This is a genomic window from Pseudomonas sp. IT-P294 (genome assembly GCF_949767865.1).
Lineage (GTDB): Bacteria > Pseudomonadota > Gammaproteobacteria > Pseudomonadales > Pseudomonadaceae > Aquipseudomonas.
Genome location: NZ_CATKQW010000011.1, coordinates 1,111,428 through 1,133,749, shown reverse-complemented (window position 1 = coordinate 1,133,749; position 22,322 = coordinate 1,111,428). Strand labels below are relative to the sequence as shown.

Below are 22,322 nucleotides of genomic sequence, written 5' to 3'. Positions count from 1 at the left end.
GGCTCACTCCCACAGTGGACCTGCTTAGCACAGAAAATCGGGTACGACCCGGACTCCTGTGGGAGCGAGCCTGCTCGCGATGGGGCCAGACCAGACACCGCAGCGCTTCCAGGAGAACCGCAATGACTAACACCCCCATGACCCCCGCCGAATTCGAACAGGCCCTGCGCGCCAAAGGCGCCTATTACCACATCCATCACCCCTTCCACCAAGCCATGTACGCCGGCCGCGCCACGCGCGCGCAGATTCAGGGCTGGGTCGCCAATCGCTTCTATTACCAAGTGAACATCCCGCTCAAGGATGCCGCGATTCTCGCCAATTGCCCCGACCGCGACGTGCGCCGTGAATGGCTGCAACGCATCCTCGACCATGACGGCGCGCCCGGCAGCGAAGGCGGCATCGAAGCCTGGCTGCGCCTGGGGGAAGCGGTGGGGTTGGACCGCGAGCAAATCCTCTCTCAGGAACTGGTGCTGCCTGGTGTGCGGTTCGCCGTGGACGCCTACGTCAATTTCGCCCGTCGCGCCTGCTGGCAGGAAGCCGCCAGCAGTTCACTCACTGAACTGTTCGCGCCGCACATTCACCAGTCCCGCCTCGACGCCTGGCCCACGCATTACCCCTGGATCGACCCGGCCGGCTATGACTATTTCCGCACACGCCTGAGTCAGGCGCGGCGCGATGTCGAGCATGGCTTGCGCATTACCCTGGCGCACTACGTCACGGTCGAAGGCCAGCAGCGCATGCTGGAGATTTTGCAGTTCAAGCTCGACGTGCTGTGGAGCATGCTCGACGCGATGAGCATGGCCTACGAGCTGGAACGCCCGCCGTATCACACCGTCACCACCGAGAACGTCTGGCACCGGGGGATCGCGCTGTGAACCCGATCGTGACGCCACCCGGTCCGCCGCTCTGGCTGTTGGCGGAGCTGACTTATCGCTGCCCGCTGCAATGCCCGTATTGCTCCAACCCGCTGGATTTCGCCCAGCAGGGTGAAGAATTAAGCACCGAAGAGTGGATTCGGGTATTTCGCGAAGCCCGGGAGATGGGCGCCGCGCAGTTGGGTTTTTCCGGCGGCGAGCCGCTGGTGCGCCAGGACCTGGCCGAGCTGATCAAGGCCGCGCGGGATATGGGCTACTACACCAACCTCATCACCTCGGGCATTGGCCTGACGGAACAGAAGGTCCGCGATTTCAAAGTTGCCGGGCTTGACCACATCCAGATCAGCTTTCAAGCCGCCGACGAGCAGGTCAACAACATGCTGGCTGGCTCGCGCAAGGCCTTCGCGCAGAAACTGGCCATGGCCCGGGCGGTGAAAGCCCAGGGCTATCCGATGGTGCTGAACTTCGTTACCCATCGGCACAACATCGACCAGATCGCGCAGATCATCGACCTGTGCCTGGAGCTGGAGGCTGACTTCGTCGAATTGGCCACGTGCCAGTTCTACGGCTGGGCCGAGCTCAACCGTGTTGGCCTGTTGCCGACCCGCGAACAATTGCAGCGTGCCGAGCGCATCACCAACGAGTACCGCGAACGGCTTGAGGCCCAAGGGCATCCCTGCAAACTGATCTTCGTGACGCCCGACTACTACGAAGAACGCCCCAAGACCTGCATGAATGGCTGGGCCAACCTGTTTCTCGACATCACCCCGGACGGCACGGCGCTGCCGTGCCACAGTGCGCGGCAGCTGCCGGTAGAGTTTCCCAACGTACGCGAGCACAGCATTTCGCACATCTGGACCGAGTCCTTCGGTTTCAACCGCTTTCGTGGCGATGACTGGATGAAGGAGCCGTGCCGCTCCTGCGATGAAAAACATAAAGACCTGGGCGGCTGCCGTTGCCAGGCGTTCATGCTGACCGGCGATGCCGAAAATGCCGACCCGGTGTGCAGCAAGTCGGCGCACCATGGCGTCATCCTCAAGGCCCGCGATGAAGCCGACGCGCCTGGGCAGGGCATGGAACACCTGACGTTGCGCAACGAGAAGGCTTCGCGGTTGATCTATCGCGGATAAACCACCAAACACGAATCCCTTGTGGGAGCGAGCTTGCTCGCGATAGCTGAGTGTCAGACAACATATCTTTTGACTGGCAGTCCGCTATCGCGAGCAAGCTCGCTCCCACAGGGATCTTCAGCGGTGGAGAACTTGGGTATACCACGGCGATTTCTACCCATTGGTCTGATTGCATTCGTGTCGGGATGGGGTAGTGTGGGTTCTACCTTCCAAAACAATAAAAACAGGCTTTCCAATGAGCCAGAGTCTCAGCCAGCTGCGTAAATTCGTTTCGCCTGAAATCATCTTTGGTGCCGGCTGCCGGCACAACGTCGGCAACTGCGCCAAGACCTTTGGTGCGCGCAAGGTGCTGGTGGTCAGCGACCCCGGGGTGATTGCCGCCGGTTGGGTCGCCGATGTCGAAGCCAGCCTGCAGGCCCAGGGTATTGAATACTTTGTTTATAGCGACGTATCCCCCAACCCAAGGGTCGAAGAAGTCATGCTCGGTGCCGAGCTGTACAAGGAAAACCACTGCGACGTGATCGTCGCCGTCGGTGGCGGCAGTCCGATGGATTGCGGCAAAGGTATCGGCATCGTCGTCGCCCACGGGCGCAGCATCCTTGAGTTCGAGGGCGTCGATACCATCCGAGTGCCCAGCCCACCGCTGATCCTGATCCCGACCACCGCCGGCACCTCGGCGGATGTCTCGCAATTCGTGATCATTTCCAATCAGCAAGAACGCATGAAATTCTCGATCGTCAGCAAGGCCGTGGTGCCAGACGTTTCGCTGATCGACCCGGAAACCACCCTGAGCATGGACCCGTTCCTGTCGGCCTGTACTGGCATCGACGCCTTGGTGCATGCCATCGAAGCCTTCGTTTCCACCGGGCACGGGCCGCTGACCGACCCGCATGCGCTGGAAGCGATGCGCCTGATCAACGGCAATCTGGTGCAGATGATCGCCAACCCGGGGGACATCGCCCTGCGCGAGAAAATCATGCTTGGCAGCATGCAGGCCGGGCTGGCGTTCTCCAACGCGATCCTCGGCGCGGTGCACGCCATGTCCCACAGCCTGGGCGGGTTCCTCGATTTGCCGCATGGCTTGTGCAACGCGGTACTGGTGGAACACGTGGTGGCGTTCAATTACAGCTCGGCGCCGGATCGCTTCAAAGTGATCGCCGAGACGTTTGGCATCGATTGCCGTGGCCTCAATCACCGGCAGATTTGCGGACGTCTGGTCGAACACCTGATCGCGCTCAAGCACGCCATCGGTTTCCATGAAACCCTGGGCTTGCACGGGGTCAGCACCGCCGACATTCCGTTCCTTTCGCAACACGCCATGGACGACCCGTGCATCCTCACCAACCCGCGTCAATCCAGTCAGCGTGATGTCGAGGTCGTCTATGGCGAAGCCCTCTGACGAGCAGCAACGGGCGCTCGCCGGGTTATTGGGATTAGGCAGCCACTCGGCGCGCAAGAGCCATTACCCGGAGCTTGCAGCACGGCTGGACGAGCTGGAAGCGGAGCGCAATCGCTACAAGTGGCTGTTCGAAAACGCCGTGCACGGCATCTTTCAGGCGAGCCTGCTGCAAGGCATGCGCGCCGCCAACCCGGCGCTGGCGCGGATGCTCGGTTATCAGGACCCGCAAGAGGTGCTGTTTTCCCTGGCGGACCTGGCGAGCAACCTGTTTGTCGGCGGCGCCAAGGAGCTGGCCAACATCGGCGAAATCCTCCGGCATCAGGGCAGCCTGCACGGCTATGAAACCCAACTGCGGCGCAAGGACGGCAGCAGCCTCGACGTGCTGATGAACCTGCTGCTCAAACCCGATCAAGAAGGGCTGGTGGAAGGCTTTGTCGCCGATATCACCGAACGCAAACTCGCCCAGCAACGCCTGCAGCAACTCAATGACGAACTGGAGCAGCGCGTCACTTCGCGTACCGACGAATTGCTGGAAGCCAACCGCAACCTGCAACAACAGATCACCCAGCGTAAACAGATCGCAGAGGCCTTGCGCGATGCCCGGGACGCCGCCGAGGCCGCCAATCGCAGCAAGGACAAATACCTCGCCGCCGCCAGTCATGACCTGCTGCAACCGCTCAACGCTGCGCGCTTGCTGATCTCGACCTTGCGCGAGCGCAAGTTGCCGGAGGTCGAGCAAGTGTTGGTGGAGCGAACGCACCAGGCCCTGGAAGGGGCAGAGGATTTGCTCACCGATTTGCTGGACATCTCCCGGCTCGACCAGGCGGCCGTCAAACCGGATGTCGCGCTGTACCGCCTCGACGAATTACTCGCGCCGCTGGTCTCGGAGTTTCAGTCAGTGGCCGAGGCCGCCGGATTGAACCTGCGGGTGCACATGGGCGATTACGCCATTCACACCGACTTGCGCCTGATGACGCGCATCCTGCGCAACTTCCTCAGCAATGCCTGCCGTTATACCGATGAGGGCAGCATTCTGCTGGGTGCCAGACGGCGCGGGGACATGCTGCGCCTGGAAGTCTGGGACACCGGGCGCGGGATCGCCGCGGACCGGCTCGATTCGATCTTCCTGGAATTCAATCAACTCGATGTCGGCCGCGCCGCCGACCGCAAAGGCGTCGGATTGGGGCTGGCCATCGTCGAACGAATCGCCAAGATCCTGGGTTATAAAATCGGTGTTCATTCGCGGCCGGGGCGCGGTTCGATGTTCAGCATCGACGTGCCGATTTCCCATGAGATTCCGTTGCCGATCAGTCTGGCGGCCCCGCAGCCTGGCGCGGGGAATCCGTTGCCGGGCCGGCGCCTGCTGGTGCTGGACAACGAAGTGAGCATCCTTGAAAGCATGAGCGCATTGCTCGGGCAGTGGGGCTGCGAGGTGGTCACGGCGACGGATGAATCCTCGGCGCTGGCCGCCTTGAAGGGACGGGCGCCGGAGTTGATTCTGGCGGATTACCACCTCGATCACGGGGTAGTCGGCTCTGACGTGGTGCGGCATTTGCGTGAGCATTACAGCGAGTCGATTCCGGCGGTGATCATCACGGCCGACCGCACCGACCAGTGCCGGCGCGCGCTGCAACGACTCGATGCGCCGCTGCTGAACAAACCGGTGAAACCCGGCAAGTTGCGCGCGGTGCTGAGTCAGATGCTCGGGTAGTCGAGCGGCCGATAGTGCAGGCTGAATCCGAGTTCGCCGGATTGGCCTTTTTCCAGCAGACGCAAGCCTGGCCGTCCGGGCAGGTGGTGTGCGTTGACCGGGTGGCTCACCGGTTCGATGCAGAAAAAACCAAGGCCCGGCGGGCAGTAGAGCAGGTAGGTGTCGCTGCCGCTGGCCTGGCAATCCAGTTCGTAACCCAAGTCGGGTTGCTGGATCAGGCAATGGCCGTCCCATGCGCAGAAACCGTTGTCGACCAGCGTGGCCGGCAGGGCATTGAGTTGATCGAAGTCCCACTCGGCGGGCCGTTCGACCCGCGCTGTCGGCAGTCTCGCCTCATCGCATAACCAGACTTGCTCAGCCTTGGCCTTTAGCCGGGTGTTCGCGGTGCGCGGAAAGTAGGGATGTAGCCCGAGCCCATGCCACGCTGCGTGTTCAGCCAGGTGAGTGACTTGCAGATCGATGCTCAATCGGCCCTCGCTCAAGTGAAACCGTTGCCGGGCGCGATAAGCGAATGGCGTCGAGCTGTCGAGTTGCAGCACCACTTCGTTCTGCGTCTGCGAGACCACCTGCCACGGTTGTTGCCAGGCGCTGCCGTGAATCGGCAGCGGATCGGTGAGGCTGTTGGGTGTCAGGGCAAGCCAGCCATCAGGGCAGTCGAAACCCCCGTGTGCGATGCGGTTCGACCACGGCACCAAAGGGTAGCAACCGAGCTTCCCCGGCAGGCCGGTGTTCAGCGCCTGGTTGTCGTTGTGCCGTAACAACGGCTGCCCGGTGCTGCGAATCGTCCAGTTGACGAGGCTGCCGCCGAGTTCAGGGGCGAGGGTGAGGCGGGTGAATTCGTCTTCGAGTTCGAGAAGGTCTGGCGTCATATCGGTTGAGCTCTGATGGAAGGACACGGCGGATACGGCAGGTGTGTGCCCCTCGTTTTACCGAGGGGCACCTTTATCACAACACCAGATGCGGCAACCACAGCGACAGTGCCGGAATGTAGGTCACGGCCAGCAGCACCAGAAACAGCACGCCGTAGAACGGCAGCAGCGCCTTCACGGTTTTTTCGATGCTGACTTTACCCACCGCCGACCCCACGAACAGCACCGCGCCCACCGGCGGCGTAATCAAACCAATCCCCAGGTTCACCAGCATGATCATGCCGAACTGCACCGGGTCCACGCCGATGCCGAGAATCACCGGCATCAGGATCGGCGTCAGGATCAGGATCAGCGGCGCCATGTCCATTACGGTGCCGAGCAACAGCAGCATGACGTTGATGCACATCAGGATCACGTAACGGTTGTCCGACAGGGTCAGGAACATCGTGGTGATTTTCGATGGGATCTGCATCAGGGTCATGATGTAGCCGAAGCTCGCCGCGAAGCCGATCAAGATCATCACGATCGAGATGGTTCGCACGGTGCGGTGCATCAGTTTCGGCAGCTCGCTCCACTTGTAGTCGCGGTAGATGAACATGGTCACGAAGAACGACCACAGCACCGCAATCGCCGCCGATTCAGTGGCGGTGAAGATCCCCGACAAAATGCCGCCGAGGATGATGACCATCGCCATCAGGCCCCACATCGCTTCGCCGCAGATCTTCAGGGCTTCGCGCAGGGGAATGACTTCGCCCTTGGGGTAGTTGCGCTTTTTCGCGAAGATCAGGCACAGCACCATCAGGCACGCGCTCATCAACAGGCCCGGCACCACGCCGGCCATGAACAGCGAGGCGATCGATACCGTGCCGCCGGCGGCCAGCGAGTAGAGCACCGAGTTGTGGCTTGGCGGGGTCAGCAGGGCTTGTACCGAGCCACTGACGGTCACGGCGGTGGCGAATTCCCTTGGATAGCCGCGACGTTCCATTTCCGGAATCAGCACCGAGCCGACTGACGCGGTGTCTGCCACCGAGGAGCCGGAGATCGCGCCGAAAAAGGTCGAGGCCATGATATTGACCAGCGACAAGCCGCCACGGACAAACCCGACCAGTACCCCGGCGAACGCCACCAGCCGACGGGACATGCCGCCCTCGGCCATGATCGCGCCCGCCAGGACGAAGAACGGAATCGCCAACAGGGAAAATTTGTTCACGCCACCGGCGACTTGAATCATCAGTGCCTGGAACGGGATGTCGATCCACCAGGCACCGATCAGGGCGGAAAGCCCCAGTGCATAGGCGACCGGCATGCCGATCAGGATCAACGCAATAAAACTGCCCAACAGAATCAACGCGTCCATTCAGGCAGCCCCTTCGCTTTCTTCAACCAGGTCGAAACGCACGACCCGACGGTTGCTCTGGTCACCGAGCAGGAGTTTTTCCAGCACAAACACCAGCGTCAGCACGCCGCCAATCGGGATCGGCATGTACGTGATGCCGACGCGCAACGTCGGCATGGCGCTCATGAACTGGTTCCAGGTGGACAGGCACAGCTTGGTGCCCCAGATCGCCATGAACAGGCAAATGGTCGCCATCAACAGTTGGGAAAAAACGCTTAACGCCTTGCGCATTGGCGGGGCCATGCGGTCGGTGAGCATCGCCACCGCCATGTGTGCCCCGGCGCGGTAACTGGCGGCGGCGCCGATGAAGGTGAACAACATCATCAGCAAAATCGCGGTGGGCTCCGGCCAGCTTGAGCCGGTGCCGAGTACGTAACGGGCGAAGACGCCCCAGGGGATGATTAATGCAATGGCCAGGACGGAGAGTCCGGCGACCCAGATACAGGTCATGTAAAGCGTGTCATTGATGCGCAGCAGCAGATTCTTCATCGGGTTCCACCGTAACCGGGCGCGCGCAGACGTACACCAACGTCGGCGGCGCCGGGCCTTTCATGAGTGCAGGGAGGGTTACTGAACGGCTTCGATGCGCTTGATCAAGTCGGCGTAAGGCGCGCCGTACTTCTCGCGGATCGAGGCGGTGGCCTCATAGAAAGGTTTCTTGTCGACGGTGATGAACTCGACACCGGCCGCCTTGAGTTTTTCCTCACTGCTGGCCGATTTGGCATCCCACAAGATGCGTTCCTGGGCCTGTGCGGCTTTGGCGGTTTTCTTCACCAGCACCTGCTGCTCGGGGGTGAGTTTGTCCCAGGTGATTTTCGACATCACGATCGGCTCGGGCAGGATCAAATGCCCGGTCAGGCTGTAGAACTTGGCGTTCTGGTAATGGTTGTGTTCGAGCAGTGTCGGCGGGTTGTTTTCCGCGCCGTCGATCACCCCGGTCTGCAAGGCGCTGAAGATTTCGCCGGTGTCCATCGCAATGCCGTTGCCGCCCATGGCGTTGATGGTCTCGATGAACATCGGGTTGCCTTGTACGCGGATCTTCATGCCCTTGAGGTCTTCGAGTTTGCGCACCGGTTTCTTGGTGTAGATGTTGCGCGTGCCGCCGTCCATCCAGGCCAGGGCGACCAGGTTGAATTCGGATTGGGTGATCTTGTCGAGGATCTCGTCGCCGACCTCACCGTCGATGACTTTGCGCATGTGCGCCTGATCGCGAAACACGAACGGCATGTTGAACACGTTCACGTCCGGCACTACCGGCCCGACGATGCCGAGGCTGACCCGGGCCATTTGAATGGCGCCGACCTGCGCCTGTTCAATCACTTCCTTTTCCGAGCCGAGCACACCGCCGGCGAACATCTTGAAGGTCAGCTTGCCGTTGCTGTCGGCGACCAGGGTTTTGCCCAGTTGCTCTTCGGCCACGACGGTGGGGTAACCAGCGGGGTGGATATCGGCGAATTTGATTTCCAGTGCCTGGACGGCACTGCTGAGGGAGAAGGCCAGGGGGAGTGCAGCGGCGAGCAAGGTGCGTTTGAAGTCCATGGGGGGGTGTCTCCAGTATTGTTATTTTTTTTGTATTCAAGGCGCAGCGGTGCAGCACGAACGGTCAAGGTAAAGCGTTGAAAAGCGGTTCCGGTAAACCTTTGACGCCGGGATTGAGGGCGAACACCCCACCGGCCAATGAGTGTTGATCCTGGTCGTCGCCGGGGCGGATCGAGGTCACGAACAGCGTGTCCAGTCGACTGCCACCGAAGGCGCACATGGTGGGTTTTTTCACGGGGACGGCGAGGGAACGGTCGAGTCGGCCATCCGGGGTGAAACGGTGAATCAGTCCCGCGTCGTTGGCGCAAATCCAATAGCAGCCTTCGGCATCCACCGCGGCGCCGTCGGGGCGCCCTGGGAACTGATTCATGTCGACGAACAGCCGCCGGTTCGATGGCGTGCCACTGTCGATGTCGTAATCAAAGGCCCAGATTTGCTGGACCAAGGGATGGGAGTCGGACAGGTACATCGTGCGGCCGTCGGGGCTGAAACCCAGACCGTTGGGCACGATGAACCCAGAGAGTTGCGGCGCGAGCGGCCCGCGCTGGCCATTGCTGTAGCGGTACAGCGTGCCCTCGGCGGCATTGGCGCCCATGTTCAACACCATGCTGCCGGCCCAGAATCGGCCCTGGCGATCACAGCGCCCGTCGTTCAGGCGCATGTCCGTGCGAGCGTGGTCGACGTGCGCCAGCCGTTCACTGTCGAGGCTGCCATCGTTGTGCGGGTGCAAATGAAAGAAGCCGCTTTCCATGCCGGCCACCCAGCTGCCGTCGCTGTGACGGGTGATACAGGCAAGCATTTCCGGCGCGGTCCAGGCGTGAACATGACCGGTTTCGGCGCTCCAGCGCTGCAGCCCGCCAGCAGGAATATCAACCCAGTACAGGGCATTTTCCTCGGGGACCCAGACCGGGCTTTCACCGACGGCGTTACGGGCATCGACAATCAATTCGGCTTGCATGGCAACTCATTCCCTTGGGTTTTTGCGGTGGGGAGGGGCGATGACTCAGTCGCCGAACGGGCCGGACGCCACAAACGCGCCCCCCTGGTAAACCAGGGCCGGGTCATCGGCGGCTGGCATCGGCTGGGCCTCGACTTTTTCGCGGAACACTTCGGAGCTGTCCTGAGGCTGGTAACCCAGGCCGGCGGCGTAGCGGTTGTCCCACCAGACGTTGTTGTTGTCGGAGGCGCCATAGACCACGGTGTGACCGACGTTCGGTGCGTACAGCGCGCATTCGAGCAAGTGAGTCAGGTCGCCGAAGCTCAGCCAGGTGCTCATCATCCGGCGGTTTTGCGGTTCCGGGAACGAAGAGCCAATGCGGATGCTGACGGTCTCGATGCCGTAGCGATCAAAGTAGAAACTGGCCATGTCTTCGCCGTAGGACTTGGACAAGCCGTAGTAGCTGTCGGGGCGGCGAGGGGAGTGGGCGTCGATGATTTCGCCCTGTTTGTAGAAGCCGATCACATGGTTGGAACTGGCGAAAATCACTCGCTTCACGCCGTGGCGGCGTGCGGCTTCGTAGATGTGGAACACGCCGCAAATGTTGGCGCCGAGGATCTCTTCGAACGAACGCTCCGTCGACACGCCACCAAAGTGCAGGATCGCGTCCACGCCTTCGACCAGTTGATGCACGGCTTGCTTGTCCGAGAGATCGCAGATGATGACTTCTTCACGGTCATCGAGGGCCGGTGCCATGTCGACGATGTCCGACAGGCGAATGACGTTGGCACAGGGGCGCAGCGTTTCGCGCAAGACTTTACCGAGGCCACCGGCGGCACCAGTCAGCAGCAGGCGATTGAAAGGGGGAGTAGGCGTGGCGGTCATGGAAGTCCCTGCGCGCAGTTATTGTTGTAGGTTGTCGTATGACTTTGCCAAAGTATCGTTAGGCTTTCCAAGTCTTGTCAACGCGACTTTGGTTGAAAATGACGGAGGGTCATCGGTTAAGCGCCGATCCTCGAAACACACCAACCTTGTGGGAGCGAGCTTGCTCGCGAAGAGGGAATGTCAGACGACCTAAGATTGTCTGGCACACCGTTTTCGCAATCAGGCTTGCTCCCGCATTGGTTGGGGTAAACCGTTACAACAAGGAAATCGGATAGCTGATGAAGACGCGGTTTTCGTCGAACTCGTTGGTGCTGAAGTTTTTGCGGATGGTTGCGTTGCGCCATTTGACGTTGAGGTTTTTCAGCGCGCCGCTTTGCACGGTGTAGGCCAGTTCCGTTTCGCGGCCCCATTCCTTGCCATCGGTGATGGCCCCGGTGTGCACGTTATCGCCGCTGATGTAGCGGTTCATCAAGGTCAGGCCGGGAATGCCGAGGGCGACGAAGTTGTAGTCGTGGCGCACCTGCCAGGATTTTTCCCGGGCGTTGTCATAGCTGGAGTTGTAGCTGTCGTTGGCCAGTGTGCCGCCGCTGGTGCCGTTGACGCGCATCCAGACCGTGTCGCCCGTCAGCTTTTGCAGGCCGACATAGAAGGTGTTTCCGCCGTATTTGGCCGAGAGCAGGGCGAAGGCGGTTTTGTTGTCGAGGTCGCCGGCCAGCGCGCTGCCATCTTCCTTGCCGATGAAGTAGCCGAGGTTGGCGCCCAGGGTCCAGTCGCCCAGCGGTTGGCTGTGGCTCAGGTTGAAATACTGCTGCTGATAAATGTCGCTGAGCTCTGCGTACCAGACGCCGACCTGGGTGTGCTTGTCGTTGAACGCGTATTCACCGCCGCCGAAGTTGAAACGGTCCGAGGTGATGGCCGCCGATTTGCCGTTCATGAACATGTCTTCCATGCTCGCATCGTTGCGCGGGCTGTTCTGGCGGAACTGGCCGCCGTAGAGCGTCAGGCCGCTGATTTCGGTGGACGTCACCTGACCGCCACGGAATGTCTGTGGCAGCGAACGGCCGTCGTCAGAGCGCAGGATCGGCAACACCGGCATCCATTCGCCGACCTTCAATTCGGTTTTCGAGATTTTGCTTTTGAGCGCCACGCCCAGACGGCCGAAGTTATCGGCAGGGCGCCCGTCGCTACCGATCGGCAGCAGCTGGGTACCACCGGTGCCTTTACCACCGTCGAGTTTTTGCGAGTACAGGCCCAGCACGTCCATGCCGAAACCTACAGTGCCCTGGGTGTACCCGGACCTGGCGTCGAGGATGAAGTTTTGCGTCCACTCTTCAGCCTTGCCCTGCGGATAGGCCGGGTTGATGTAGTTGCGATTGAAGTAGGCGTTGCGCAGGTTGAGCGTGGCCTTGGCGTCATCGGCAAAACCTTCGGCGTGGCTGGTCATGGGCAGCGCGAGGGCGGCCAGGCTGCTGCAACCGATCAGGCTCAGCGTATGACGGCGGATGAAGGTGAGGCGAGGGGTGCAGACGGAGGAATTGCGGACGAGCTTGCTCACTGTGACGCTCCCTTGTTTCTTGTTGTTTTTATTGTTTGTCATACGTCGTCGTACAACATTGGGGCGATTATTTGCGAGGGATTCAGGGAATGTCAATCAGAAGTTATACGATGACTTGCCGGGAGATGGACAAAATCCTGTGGGATTGTGTTCAGCTGGCGATCATCGGGGGCATGGTGCCCAGGAGGGATACGGCGGCCACTGCGCCCATGCCCAGCAACCATTCGATGATCACGCTCAATCTCAGCGTTGCCAGGTGTTGCTCGCAATCCTTGACCCGCAGCCGATTGAACAACGCCAGCCCCAGCATCACGGCCACCAGCATCACCTTGATCAGCAGGATGAGCGCGAACCCTGACAGCAACGGCGTCGGCCAAAATTGCCCGGTAAGGACCCGCACGTTGATCAGCCCGGTGATCAGCAATCCTGCCACCAACCCGTAACCGAAACCGCTGAAGCGGCGCAAAATCGGATTGATCGCAAGGCCCGTCGGTTGCCGCAGGATCATCACCAACAGCATCAACCCGCCGAGCCAGATGCCGACGCACGTGAGGTGAACGAGTTGGTTGAGGATCAGCAAATGACCCTGGAGGCCATCGAGCATGGCGCCGTGGCCGACTGGGGCCAGGGTTGCCAGCAGCAGACTTGCGAGCCCCAGGCGCAGCGGCGCGCAGGAGCGCCAGGGCGTCAATAGCAGCGCCACCAGCAAGGCATTGAGCAGCAAATGCCAGAGCCACACCTGGCCGAAAAACGTGCTGCCCAGCACCAGCCGCAGGGTCGACGGATCGAATGCCGCGTCCCACGCCCCGGCCATGCTCGCGGTGATCAGCAGCAACCAGCCGACGCCACTGAGCAGGGCGACTGCCGCGAGCAGGCGGGTCACTCGCAACAGTGGTTGACCGAATGCGTTGCTACGCCCTAAAAGCAGCGGCCTGAACACCCAGGCCCCGAACAGCATCAGCACCACAGTGAAATGCAAAAAGCGGCACAGCACCATCGCGCTCGTCATGAATTACTGGCCGACCTTGAAGCTGTACGCGCCTTCGCTTTTGTGGGTGTCGACCGACACCGCGTGCCATTCGACTTTGTACGCACCTGGCGCCAGAGGGGATGCCGGGGTGACGATCAGAGTTTTCTTGTCACTGCCTTCGTTGGCCAGGCTTTTGACCGGCACATCGGCACCGTCCTTGCTGATCGTGACCTTGGTGAAGGTCGCTTCGACCCCTTCGGAAAACACCAGGCGCAGCTCCGAGGGCGCGCTCACGGTGCTGTTCGCCGCCGGGGTCTGGTCTTTCAGATGGGCATGGGCCCATACCGACGAAGCGGCCAGCAGCGAGCCGAGGAGGGCGGCGGTGGTCAGGGCTTTCTTGAACAGCATCGTGAATACCTCTGAGGCAGGGTCGAAGTGGCGGCCAGTTTACCCGTGAGCTGGCGGGTATACGAAGTTTCGTTTTCGCTTGTCGCCGCGGGGTAGAGCGGATGCTAGTCTTGGGCAACGCTGTTGTCAGGGAGCCCTCATGGGCAATCACAAGATCGAAATTCGTCGCAGTAATGTCGAGAAGATTCTGTTGGGCGCCGAAAAGGTTTTCGCCGAAAAAGGTTTCGCTGGCACCGCCATGGCCGACATTGCCGCCGAAGTGCAACTGCCTCGCTCCAACCTTCATTACTACTTCAGTACCAAGAGTGAGTTGTACAGCGCCGTGTTGCTGGGTTTACTGGACGTGTGGAAGCAGGACGCGCTGTGCTTCGAGATGTTCGACGATCCGCGCGTGGTGCTCAGCAGCTACATCCGCGCCAAGATGAACCACTCCCGCAGCCGGCCTTATGGCTCCAAAGTCTGGGCCAACGAGATCATCCATGGCGCGCCGACCCTGGGCGAAAAGCTCGACGTGAGCCTGTATGACTGGGCCAAGATGAAGGAAGCGAAGATCCGCCAGTGGGTCGACGACAAACGCATCCTGGCGGTGGAACCTTCAAGCCTGCTGTACATGATCTGGGCCTCGACCCAGCATTACGCCGACTTTGATCATCAAGTGAATATTCTCAACGACCATCAGCCGCTGTCGGACATGCAGTTCGAACGGGCGGTGCAGACAGTGACGAGTGTGATATTGCGCGGGATCGGACTGGAGCCTTGAGACCCCGATCGTTCCCACGCTCTGCGTGGGAATGCCTCAATGGACGCTCTGCGTCCGCTCTTGGGACGCGGAGCGTCCCGGGCTGCATTCCCACGCAGAGCGTGGGAACGATCGGTCAGGGAGCGACGTGGTACGGATTCCTCGGATCATGATTCCAGTCCAGAAACGGCTTGCCGTTGTCTATCGGCACCATCTCGATGCAATCCTCCACCGGGCAGGTGATCTGGCACAGGTTGCAGCCCACGCACTCGTCATCGATCACTTCGTACTTATGCGTCCCGTCCGCCTGTTTCAAGCTGGCAATCGCTTGGTGTGAAGTGTCTTCGCAAGCGATGTGGCAGCGCCCGCAACCAATGCACGCCTGCTGATCAATCCTGGCGATGACTTGATAGTTGATGTCCAGGTATTTCCAGTCCGTTGTGTTGCCCACCGCGCACCCGGAAAAATCCGCGATGCTGGCGTAGCCCTGACTGTCCATCCAGCGTGACAAGCCGTCCTTCATCTCTTCGACAATGCGAAAGCCATGCAGCATCGCCGCCGTGCACACTTGCACCGAGCCACTGCCCAAGGCGATGAACTCTGCTGCATCACGCCAGCTGCCAATGCCGCCGATGCCGGAGATGGGCAGGCCTTGGGTCTGTGGGTCGCGGGCGATTTCGGCGACCATGTTCAACGCGATCGGCTTCACCGCCGAGCCGCAATAACCGCCGTGCGTGCTTTGGCTGCCCACGGCTGGGTTGGCAACCATGCGCTCCAGATTGACGCTGGTGATCGAGTTGATGGTGTTGATCAGCGACACCGCATCGGCACCGCCTCGATGGGCCGCGCGGGCCGCGACGCGGATGTCGGTGATGTTCGGCGTGAGCTTGACGATCACCGGCAGCGAGCAATAGGTCTTGCACCAGCGGGTGACCTGCTCGACGTATTCGGGCACCTGGCCGACCGCCGCGCCCATGCCGCGCTCCGGCATGCCGTGGGGGCAACCGAAGTTCAGCTCGATGCCGTCGGCACCGGTGGCTTCCACCAGCGGCAGGATGAATTTCCAGGATTCTTCGACGCAGGGCACCATCAGCGAAACGATCAGTGCGCGGTCCGGCCAGTCTTTTTTGACCTGGGTGATTTCCCGCAGGTTGATCTCCAGCGAACGGTCGGTGATCAGCTCGATGTTGTTGAAGCCCATCACTTCACGGTTGGCGCCGAAATGGGCGGAGTAGCGTGACGACACGTTGACCGCCGCCGGGTCTTCACCCAGGGTTTTCCAGACCACGCCGCCCCAGCCCGCCTCGAAAGCGCGAACCACGTTGTAGGCCTTGTCGGTCGGCGGCGCGGATGCCAGCCAGAACGGATTGGGGGCTTTGATACCGGCGAAGACAATCGAGAGATCGGCCATTTACGCAGCCTCCACGTTGAGCATCAGTTGCGCGTTGATGGCCTCGGCGGCCCGTTTTCCGTGCTGCACGGCTTGCACGGTGAGGTCCTGATCGAGGCTGGTGCAGTCACCCCCGGCATACACACCGGGAATGCTCGTGCGAAGGTTTTCATCCACCTGGATCCGCTCGCCCTGACGTTTGAGTTCGCGGGCCAGCGGGTCGGCGAGGGCGCTGGCGTCAAAGGCCTGGCCGATGGCTTTGAAGATTGCGTCAGCGGCCAGTTCGAAGGTTTCGCCGGTCGTTTGCAGGCGGCCTCCGATGGAATGCGTGCGGGCGAAGCGCATGCCGCGCACGTGGCCGTGGGCATCGAGCAACACTTCTTCAGGCTGGGCCCAGGTCAGCAAACGCACCTGATTGGCCTTGGCGATGTCCTGTTCGTGGCCGGTGGCGCCCATGTCTTCAACGCCACGGCGGTACACCAGATTGACGTCGCGCGCGCCGAGGCGAGCCATTTGCACGGCCATGTCGATGGCCGTGTTGCCGGCACCGAGCACGATGCAACGGTCGGCCAACGGCAGTTGCGTCAGGTCATCGCACTGGCGCAGTTCGCGGATGTAATCGGTGGCGGCGAGCAGGCCGGGTGCATCCTCGTGGGGCAGACCCAATTGTTTGCTGGCGGCCAGACCGAGGCCAAGGAACACCGCGTCGTATTGCTGATGCAGTTCGCTCAAGGTCAGGTTCTCACCAAGTTTTTGGCCGTGACGGATTTCGATCCCGCCAATCTGCATCAGGAACTCAAGTTCCTTCTGCGCGTAATCGTCCACCAGTTTGTATTTGGCGATCCCGTACTCATTGAGGCCGCCAGCCTTTTCCCGCGCTTCGAAAATCACCACGTCATGGCCGTGCATCGCACTGCGATGAGCGCAGGACAAACCCGCCGGGCCTGCGCCGACCACTGCGATGCGCTTGCCGGTAGCGGCGGCGCGCTGGAACGGATGTTCGGCGAAGTGTGCGTTGTCGACGGCGTACCGCTGCAACAGGCCGATCAACACCGGGGCGCACTCTTGTTCGTTGTTACGCACGCAGGCTTGCTGGCAAAGAACTTCGGTCGGGCACACCCGGGCGCAACTGCCTCCGAGAATGTTCGCCGAAAGGATTTTGTGCGCGGCACCTTGAACGTTTTCCTGATGAATGTTGCGAATGAACGACGGAATATCGATCTCGCTCGGGCAGGCGTTCACGCACGGTGCGTCGTAGCAATACAGGCAGCGCGAGGCTTCCAGGTGCGCCTGACGAGCGTTCAAGGGTGGCGCCAGGTCGGTGAAATGGCCGGCGAGGGCGGCCGCATTCTCATGGGGATGCGGGAGGTGGTTCAGGGTCTTGATCACGGTGTTGGCCTCACGGTTATTGAGGTACTGCCTCTGGTGGGCTGATCGTTCCCACGCTCTGCGTGGGAATGCCTCAAGGGACGCTCCGCGTTCCCCTCTGGGACGCAGAGCGTCCCGGGCTGCATTCCCACGCAGAGCGTGGGAACGATCGGGGGTCAGCGTTTCACGGCAACAGGCCTGGTCAGTTCAGCCCGCTTGCTCAGCAAATCAAACACCGCCGGATACGCCGGCCGTTCGACATACCGTCCGGCCCCGCGCTCGGCGCGCAGATCACCGTCGGCCCACACCACTCGGCCCTGGCTCACGGTATGGCTCGGCACGCCGCGCACGGTCTTGCCTTCAAAGATGTTGAAGTCGACCTGTTGGTGGTGCGTCTTGGCCGAGATGGTCCGCGTACCTTGCGGGTCCCACAGGACCAGGTCGGCATCGGCGCCGACGCGAATCGCGCCTTTTCGAGGGTAGAGGTTGAAGATCTTTGCGGTGTTGGTGGAGGTCAGCGCAACGAAATGTTGCATCGACAAACGCCCGGTATTCACCCCTTCATCCCAGAGCACGGCCATGCGGTCTTCGATACCGGCGGTGCCATTGGGGATCTTGCTGAAGTCATCGCGCCCGGCGGCTTTTTGCTCGGCGCAGAAACAGCAATGGTCGGTGGCAGTGGTGTGCAGGTTGCCTGATTGCAACCCATGCCAAAGCGCTTCCTGGTGGCCGCGAGGACGGAAGGGCGGGCTCATCACGTAACCGGCGGCAGTCTGCCAGTCCGGGTGTTGATAGACGCTGTCGTCCAGCAGCAGATGCCCGGCCAGGACTTCGCCATAGACTTGTTGACCCTTGCTGCGGGCGTAAGTGATTTCGTCGAGGGCTTCCTTGGTCGACACATGTACTAGGTACAGCGGCGTACCCAGGGTTTCGGCGATGCGGATCGCCCGGCTCGCCGCTTCGCCTTCCACCTGCGACGGTCGCGACAATGGATGCGCTTCCGGTCCGGTGATGCCTTGGGCCATCAACTTGCGTTGCAGGTGATACACCAGCTCGCCGTTTTCCGCGTGCACGGTGGGGACGGCGCCCAGTTCCAGGCAGCGCTCGAAGCTCGCCACCAGCGTGTCATCGGCCGCCATGATCGCGTTCTTGTAGGCCATGAAATGCTTGAAGCTGTTGACCCCGTGCTGGCTCACCAGCTCGGCCATTTCCTCGCGGACCTGTTCGCTCCACCAGGTGATCGCGACATGGAAACCATAATCCGACGCCGACTTCTCGGCCCAGCCGCGCCACTGGTGAAACGCTTCCATCAAGGACTGCTGCGGATTGGGAATCACGAAATCGATGATTGACGTGGTGCCGCCGGCCAGTCCCGCCGCCGTGCCGCTGAAGAAGTCTTCGCTGGCCACCGTGCCCATGAAGGGCAATTGCATGTGTGTGTGCGGATCGATGCCTCCGGGCATCAGGTATTGGCCGCTGCCGTCGAGCACTTCAGCACCCGCCGGAACATCAAGATTCTCGCCAATGGCTTTGATTACGCCGTCGGCGCAATAGACGTCGGCGCGATAACTTTCATCATGGGTAATAACGGTGGCGCCACGGATCAACAGAGACATTCCGAGTTCCTCGCAGGCAATGACCGACTGATGCCGGTTCTAACTGTTTTATATGAAGCCAACGCAAACAGGTGTATTCCTGTCAGCGCTGTCAGGAATAGAAGCTAGTCTGAGTTTATGGAATCGGCAAGAATATTTTTTATAAGCATATATCTGATTTAAGTTACTGATAAATAACGATTAAATAATTAAATCACCAAAATGGTGAGGTCGTTCACCATTTTGACGCACTTGACAGGTTCCAAAAATAGACGAGATTTCTTATGTGAAATCAGCCGCTTGAGTATGGTCTATGGTTGATGCGCAACATTTGAAAAAAGTGAGACGCACCACATTGAGTCCTGACTGTTCGGACAACTTGCCTGTCATTCGGCTTGAGTGAACACGCCAGCCTCCGAGGATTCACTGGGTATATAAATAAAACTGATCAACATCAGTTAGTTGCAACGTTTTTATGGAACTGCCCGATGCGCAAAAGGGGTGCCCGGCACACTTATTGATGCCCACAGCCCCCGATGAGCAAAAAATAATTCAAAGAACAGTGGAGCGGCCATGCAACAGATCAGATCGCAAGTGACCGAGCGCGACGGCTTGTTCGAGCTCGAAGCCGGCAGCGATGTCCTCGACAGTCCCCGTTACAACCACGACATGGCACCGACCAAGGTGCGAGAGCGAACCTGGAACAAATGGCACATCACCGCGCTGTGGGTCGGCATGGCGATCTGCGTGCCGACCTACACCCTCGGTGGCGTGCTCACCGCGTATTTCGGCTTGAGCGTTGGCGAAGCGCTGTTGGCGATTCTGTTCGCCAACATCATCGTGTTGATTCCCCTGACGTTGAACGCCTTTCCCGGCACCAAGTACGGCATTCCGTTTCCGGTGTTGCTGCGCTCGTCCTTCGGCGTCCTCGGTTCCAACGTTCCGTGCCTGATTCGCGCCTTGGTGGCGTGTGGCTGGTTCGGCATCCAGACGATGTTCGGTGGTCTGGCGATCCACCTGTTTCTGGGCTCGGTATTTGACGGATGGAAAGCCCTGGGCGGGACCGGTGAAGTCATCGGCTTCATGATCTTCTGGGCGCTGAACCTGTGGGTGGTGATACGCGGTGCCGATTCGATCAAGTGGCTTGAAACCCTGTCTGCCCCCTTATTGGTGCTGGTCGGTGTGGGGCTGCTGGTATGGGCCATGCCGAACGTGTCGATGACCGAGCTGATGGCCATCCCGGCCAAGCGTCCGGAAGGTGCCAGCGTCGTCAGTTACTTCGCCGCCGGGTTGACCGCCATGGTCGGGTTCTGGGCCACTTTGTCCCTGAACATCCCGGACTTCAGCCGTTATGCGAAAAGCCAGAAGGACCAGATTGTCGGGCAGATCATCGGTCTGCCGCTGACGATGTTCCTGTTCGCCTCGCTGGGCGTGGTGATGACCGCCGCGTCGGTGAAACTGGTGGGCGTGACCGTCTCCGACCCGGTGACGCTGATCGGCCATATCCAGAGCCCGGTCTGGGTCGCGCTGGCCATGGCGTTGATCATCATCGCCACGCTGTCGACCAACACGGCGGCGAACATTGTTTCGCCGACCAACGACTTCCAGAACGTCGCGCCCAAACTCATCAACCGCACCAAAGCGGTGTTGCTCACCGGGCTGGTCGGTTTGGCACTGATGGCTCACGAGCTGCTGAAAAAGCTTGGGCTGATTGTTTCTGACGTGAGCCTGGAGACGGTGTATTCGAACTGGCTGCTGGGTTATTCAAGCCTGTTGGGCCCCATCGCCGGGATCATGGTGGTGGACTATTTCCTGATCAAGAAACAGCAACTGGACCTGGCCGGGCTGTATCGCGATGACGTTTACCCGGCCTGGAACTGGTACGGGTTTACCGCGTTTGGCGTGCCGGTTGCGTTGACACTGTTGTCGCTGGGCAGCGATGCATTCAGCTGGTTCTACAGCTACGGCTGGTTTACCGGTTCGGCGCTGGGCGGGCTTATTTACTACGGCCTGTGTTCGATGCGGCCCAGTCCATCAGTCGCGAAATCTGCGGTGTAGAGGATGGCCCAATCGCGAGCAAGCTCGCTCCCACAGGATTTTGTGAGCACTGAAAATCCCCTGTGGGAGCGAGCTTGCTCGCGATGGCGGCCTCAAATTCACCCAAAAAATACCTGAAGAAATCCATAAGAACTGCCTGAGGAGATCACCATGAACGCAGCGGTAGACGTTCTGCAATCCACCCATCAGCACATCAATCGCGACCGTTTATGGCAGTCGCTCATGGAACTCGCCAAGCTCGGTGCGACGGTCAAGGGCGGCGTCTGTCGCCTGGCCCTGACCGACCTCGACCGCCAGGCCCGGGACATTTTCGTGCGCTGGTGCGAGGAGGCAGGCTGCACCGTCAGCATCGACGCCGTCGGCAACATCTTCGCCCGCCGCCCAGGCCGCAACCCGAATCTGCCTCCGGTGATGACCGGCAGCCACATCGACACCCAACCCACCGGCGGCAAGTTCGACGGTTGTTTCGGCGTCCTGGCCGGCGTCGAAGTGCTGCGCACCCTCAACGACCTTGGTGTGGAAACCGAAGCACCGCTGGAAGTGGTGGTCTGGACCAACGAAGAAGGCTCGCGCTTCGCTCCGTGCATGATGGGCTCCGGCGTGTTCGCGGAAAAATTCACCCTGGAAGAAACCCTGGCCAAGGTCGATGCCGATGGCGTCACGGTCGGTGAGGCGCTGAACGCCATCGGCTACGCTGGCCCGCGCCCGGTCAGTGGCCATGCCGTCGGCGCCTATTTTGAAGCCCATATCGAACAGGGGCCGATCCTTGAAGACGAACACAAGACCATCGGCGTGGTGATGGGGGCCCTGGGCCAGAAATGGTTCGACCTGAAACTGCGCGGCGTCGAAGCGCATGCGGGCCCGACCCCGATGCACCTGCGCAAAGATGCTCTGGTCGGCGCCTCGGTGATTGTCGGTGCGGTCAACCGCGCGGCACTCGGTCATCAACCTCATGCCTGCGGCACCGTCGGTTGCCTGCAAGCCTATCCTGGCTCACGTAACGTCATTCCCGGCGAAGTGCGCATGACCCTCGACTTCCGTCATCTGGAACCGGCACGCCTGGACTCGATGATCGCCGAAGTCCGCGAAGTCATCGAAACCACCTGCGAGGAACATGGCCTGACCTACGAACTGACCCCAACTGCCGATTTTCCACCGCTGTACTTCGACAAGGGCTGCATCGAAGCCGTACGCAATGCGGCGCAAGGCCTGGGGTTGTCGAACATGGACATCGTCAGCGGAGCAGGGCACGACGCGATCTTCCTCGCCGAACTGGGCCCGGCCGGCATGATTTTCGTGCCGTGCGAAGGCGGCATCAGCCACAACGAAATCGAAAACGCCGCGCCGGATGATCTGGCGGCGGGATGCGCGGTGTTGTTGCGGGCGATGCTGGCGGCGTCAGCGGCGATTGCCAGCGGGCAAATGGCGGCCTGAGCGGCGCAACGATCGTAGCTTTCGGCAAGGCCTGCGCCGCGAAAGCTACGGTCTATCCAGGGTG

The 22,322-nt window shown here is 60.7% G+C and carries 19 protein-coding genes; 7 read left to right on the top strand and 12 right to left on the bottom strand.

The window, feature by feature from the left end; all coding sequences use genetic code 11:
- The first annotated feature begins 122 nt into the window (after positions 1-122).
- From pqqC to ACM6I0_RS12390, 4 genes are all read left to right on the top strand, one after another.
- On the top strand, positions 123-875 hold the full coding sequence (gene pqqC / locus ACM6I0_RS12405) for a pyrroloquinoline-quinone synthase PqqC (protein ID WP_285431237.1): 753 nt from the start codon (positions 123-125) through the stop codon (positions 873-875).
- Complete coding sequence (gene pqqE / locus ACM6I0_RS12400) at positions 872-2,005, top strand: pyrroloquinoline quinone biosynthesis protein PqqE (protein ID WP_414922393.1); 1,134 nt, start codon at positions 872-874, stop codon at positions 2,003-2,005. The genes pqqC and pqqE overlap by 4 nt, the downstream gene beginning before the upstream one ends.
- Before the next feature lie 235 nt (positions 2,006-2,240).
- Complete coding sequence (gene ercA / locus ACM6I0_RS12395; protein WP_222587129.1) at positions 2,241-3,404, top strand: alcohol dehydrogenase-like regulatory protein ErcA; 1,164 nt, start codon at positions 2,241-2,243, stop codon at positions 3,402-3,404.
- Positions 3,388-5,115: a NahK/ErcS family hybrid sensor histidine kinase/response regulator gene (locus ACM6I0_RS12390; protein ID WP_414922392.1), complete on the top strand. Its 1,728-nt coding sequence runs from the start codon at positions 3,388-3,390 to the stop codon at positions 5,113-5,115. The genes ercA and ACM6I0_RS12390 overlap by 17 nt, the downstream gene beginning before the upstream one ends.
- Here ACM6I0_RS12390 and ACM6I0_RS12385 read toward each other — a convergent pair.
- From ACM6I0_RS12385 to copC, 9 genes are all read right to left on the bottom strand, one after another.
- Positions 5,100-5,984: an aldose 1-epimerase gene (locus ACM6I0_RS12385; RefSeq protein WP_285431243.1), complete on the bottom strand. Its 885-nt coding sequence runs from the start codon at positions 5,982-5,984 to the stop codon at positions 5,100-5,102. The two genes, ACM6I0_RS12390 and ACM6I0_RS12385, sit on opposite strands and share 16 nt — an antisense overlap.
- Positions 5,985-6,060: 76 nt before the next feature.
- Positions 6,061-7,341 carry a TRAP transporter large permease gene (locus ACM6I0_RS12380; protein WP_090184782.1) on the bottom strand — a complete coding sequence of 427 codons (1,281 nt, stop codon included), beginning with the start codon at positions 7,339-7,341 and terminating at the stop codon, positions 6,061-6,063.
- Complete coding sequence (locus ACM6I0_RS12375; RefSeq protein ID WP_285431245.1) at positions 7,342-7,869, bottom strand: TRAP transporter small permease; 528 nt, start codon at positions 7,867-7,869, stop codon at positions 7,342-7,344.
- 78 nt (positions 7,870-7,947) lie between these two features.
- A complete protein-coding gene (locus tag ACM6I0_RS12370; RefSeq protein WP_285431247.1) occupies positions 7,948-8,919 on the bottom strand; it encodes a TRAP transporter substrate-binding protein in 972 nt (323 codons plus the stop codon).
- A 64-nt stretch (positions 8,920-8,983) separates the two neighbouring features.
- Positions 8,984-9,877, bottom strand: a complete 894-nt coding sequence (locus ACM6I0_RS12365; protein ID WP_414922391.1) for an SMP-30/gluconolactonase/LRE family protein — start codon at positions 9,875-9,877, stop codon at positions 8,984-8,986.
- 45 nt (positions 9,878-9,922) lie between these two features.
- Positions 9,923-10,741 (bottom strand): NAD-dependent epimerase/dehydratase family protein, encoded by an 819-nt coding sequence (locus tag ACM6I0_RS12360; protein ID WP_414922390.1) that lies wholly within the window; start codon positions 10,739-10,741, stop codon positions 9,923-9,925.
- Positions 10,742-10,994: 253 nt separating this feature from the next.
- Positions 10,995-12,296 (bottom strand): OprD family porin, encoded by a 1,302-nt coding sequence (locus ACM6I0_RS12355; RefSeq protein ID WP_414922389.1) that lies wholly within the window; start codon positions 12,294-12,296, stop codon positions 10,995-10,997.
- A 151-nt stretch (positions 12,297-12,447) separates the two neighbouring features.
- On the bottom strand, positions 12,448-13,305 hold the full coding sequence (copD, locus tag ACM6I0_RS12350) for a copper homeostasis membrane protein CopD (protein WP_414922388.1): 858 nt from the start codon (positions 13,303-13,305) through the stop codon (positions 12,448-12,450).
- 3 nt (positions 13,306-13,308) lie between these two features.
- Positions 13,309-13,674, bottom strand: coding sequence for a copper homeostasis periplasmic binding protein CopC (gene copC, locus ACM6I0_RS12345; RefSeq protein ID WP_414922387.1), 366 nt, complete (start codon positions 13,672-13,674; stop codon positions 13,309-13,311).
- Positions 13,675-13,813: 139 nt separating this feature from the next.
- Here copC and ACM6I0_RS12340 point away from each other — a divergent pair, with 139 nt between their 5' ends.
- Positions 13,814-14,434, top strand: a complete 621-nt coding sequence (locus ACM6I0_RS12340; protein WP_222587119.1) for a TetR/AcrR family transcriptional regulator — start codon at positions 13,814-13,816, stop codon at positions 14,432-14,434.
- Between the two features lie 115 nt (positions 14,435-14,549).
- On the opposite strand, the gene preA is transcribed toward ACM6I0_RS12340, so the two are convergent.
- From preA to hydA, 3 genes are all read right to left on the bottom strand, one after another.
- On the bottom strand, positions 14,550-15,824 hold the full coding sequence (gene preA / locus ACM6I0_RS12335) for an NAD-dependent dihydropyrimidine dehydrogenase subunit PreA (RefSeq protein WP_414922386.1): 1,275 nt from the start codon (positions 15,822-15,824) through the stop codon (positions 14,550-14,552).
- Complete coding sequence (locus ACM6I0_RS12330) at positions 15,825-17,192, bottom strand: NAD(P)-dependent oxidoreductase (protein WP_414922385.1); 1,368 nt, start codon at positions 17,190-17,192, stop codon at positions 15,825-15,827. It lies immediately after the preceding gene.
- 155 nt (positions 17,193-17,347) lie between these two features.
- The gene (gene hydA / locus ACM6I0_RS12325) at positions 17,348-18,787 is read right to left on the bottom strand and encodes a dihydropyrimidinase (RefSeq protein ID WP_414922384.1); all 1,440 of its coding nucleotides are present in this window, start codon (positions 18,785-18,787) and stop codon (positions 17,348-17,350) included.
- Between the two features lie 552 nt (positions 18,788-19,339).
- Between hydA and ACM6I0_RS12320 the strand changes: the two genes are divergently transcribed.
- The gene (locus ACM6I0_RS12320; RefSeq protein ID WP_285431262.1) at positions 19,340-20,824 is read left to right on the top strand and encodes an NCS1 family nucleobase:cation symporter-1; all 1,485 of its coding nucleotides are present in this window, start codon (positions 19,340-19,342) and stop codon (positions 20,822-20,824) included.
- 150 nt (positions 20,825-20,974) lie between these two features.
- Positions 20,975-22,258, top strand: a complete 1,284-nt coding sequence (locus ACM6I0_RS12315; RefSeq protein WP_285431263.1) for a Zn-dependent hydrolase — start codon at positions 20,975-20,977, stop codon at positions 22,256-22,258.
- Positions 22,259-22,322 lie beyond the last annotated feature (64 nt).

Bases quoted from the DNA above. Each gene is read 5' to 3' on its own strand.
- pqqC (WP_285431237.1), top strand. From the start codon at position 123: ATGACTAACACCCCCATGACCCCCGCCGAATTCGAACAGGCCCTGCGC.
- ercA (WP_222587129.1), top strand. From the start codon at position 2,241: ATGAGCCAGAGTCTCAGCCAGCTGCGTAAATTCGTTTCGCCTGAAATC.
- ACM6I0_RS12390 (WP_414922392.1), top strand. From the start codon at position 3,388: ATGGCGAAGCCCTCTGACGAGCAGCAACGGGCGCTCGCCGGGTTATTG.
- ACM6I0_RS12385 (WP_285431243.1), bottom strand. From the start codon at position 5,984: ATGACGCCAGACCTTCTCGAACTCGAAGACGAATTCACCCGCCTCACC.
- ACM6I0_RS12380 (WP_090184782.1), bottom strand. From the start codon at position 7,341: ATGGACGCGTTGATTCTGTTGGGCAGTTTTATTGCGTTGATCCTGATC.
- ACM6I0_RS12375 (WP_285431245.1), bottom strand. From the start codon at position 7,869: ATGAAGAATCTGCTGCTGCGCATCAATGACACGCTTTACATGACCTGT.
- ACM6I0_RS12370 (WP_285431247.1), bottom strand. From the start codon at position 8,919: ATGGACTTCAAACGCACCTTGCTCGCCGCTGCACTCCCCCTGGCCTTC.
- ACM6I0_RS12365 (WP_414922391.1), bottom strand. From the start codon at position 9,877: ATGCAAGCCGAATTGATTGTCGATGCCCGTAACGCCGTCGGTGAAAGC.
- ACM6I0_RS12360 (WP_414922390.1), bottom strand. From the start codon at position 10,741: ATGACCGCCACGCCTACTCCCCCTTTCAATCGCCTGCTGCTGACTGGT.
- copD (WP_414922388.1), bottom strand. From the start codon at position 13,305: ATGACGAGCGCGATGGTGCTGTGCCGCTTTTTGCATTTCACTGTGGTG.
- copC (WP_414922387.1), bottom strand. From the start codon at position 13,674: ATGCTGTTCAAGAAAGCCCTGACCACCGCCGCCCTCCTCGGCTCGCTG.
- ACM6I0_RS12340 (WP_222587119.1), top strand. From the start codon at position 13,814: ATGGGCAATCACAAGATCGAAATTCGTCGCAGTAATGTCGAGAAGATT.
- preA (WP_414922386.1), bottom strand. From the start codon at position 15,824: ATGGCCGATCTCTCGATTGTCTTCGCCGGTATCAAAGCCCCCAATCCG.
- hydA (WP_414922384.1), bottom strand. From the start codon at position 18,787: ATGTCTCTGTTGATCCGTGGCGCCACCGTTATTACCCATGATGAAAGT.
- ACM6I0_RS12320 (WP_285431262.1), top strand. From the start codon at position 19,340: ATGCAACAGATCAGATCGCAAGTGACCGAGCGCGACGGCTTGTTCGAG.
- ACM6I0_RS12315 (WP_285431263.1), top strand. From the start codon at position 20,975: ATGAACGCAGCGGTAGACGTTCTGCAATCCACCCATCAGCACATCAAT.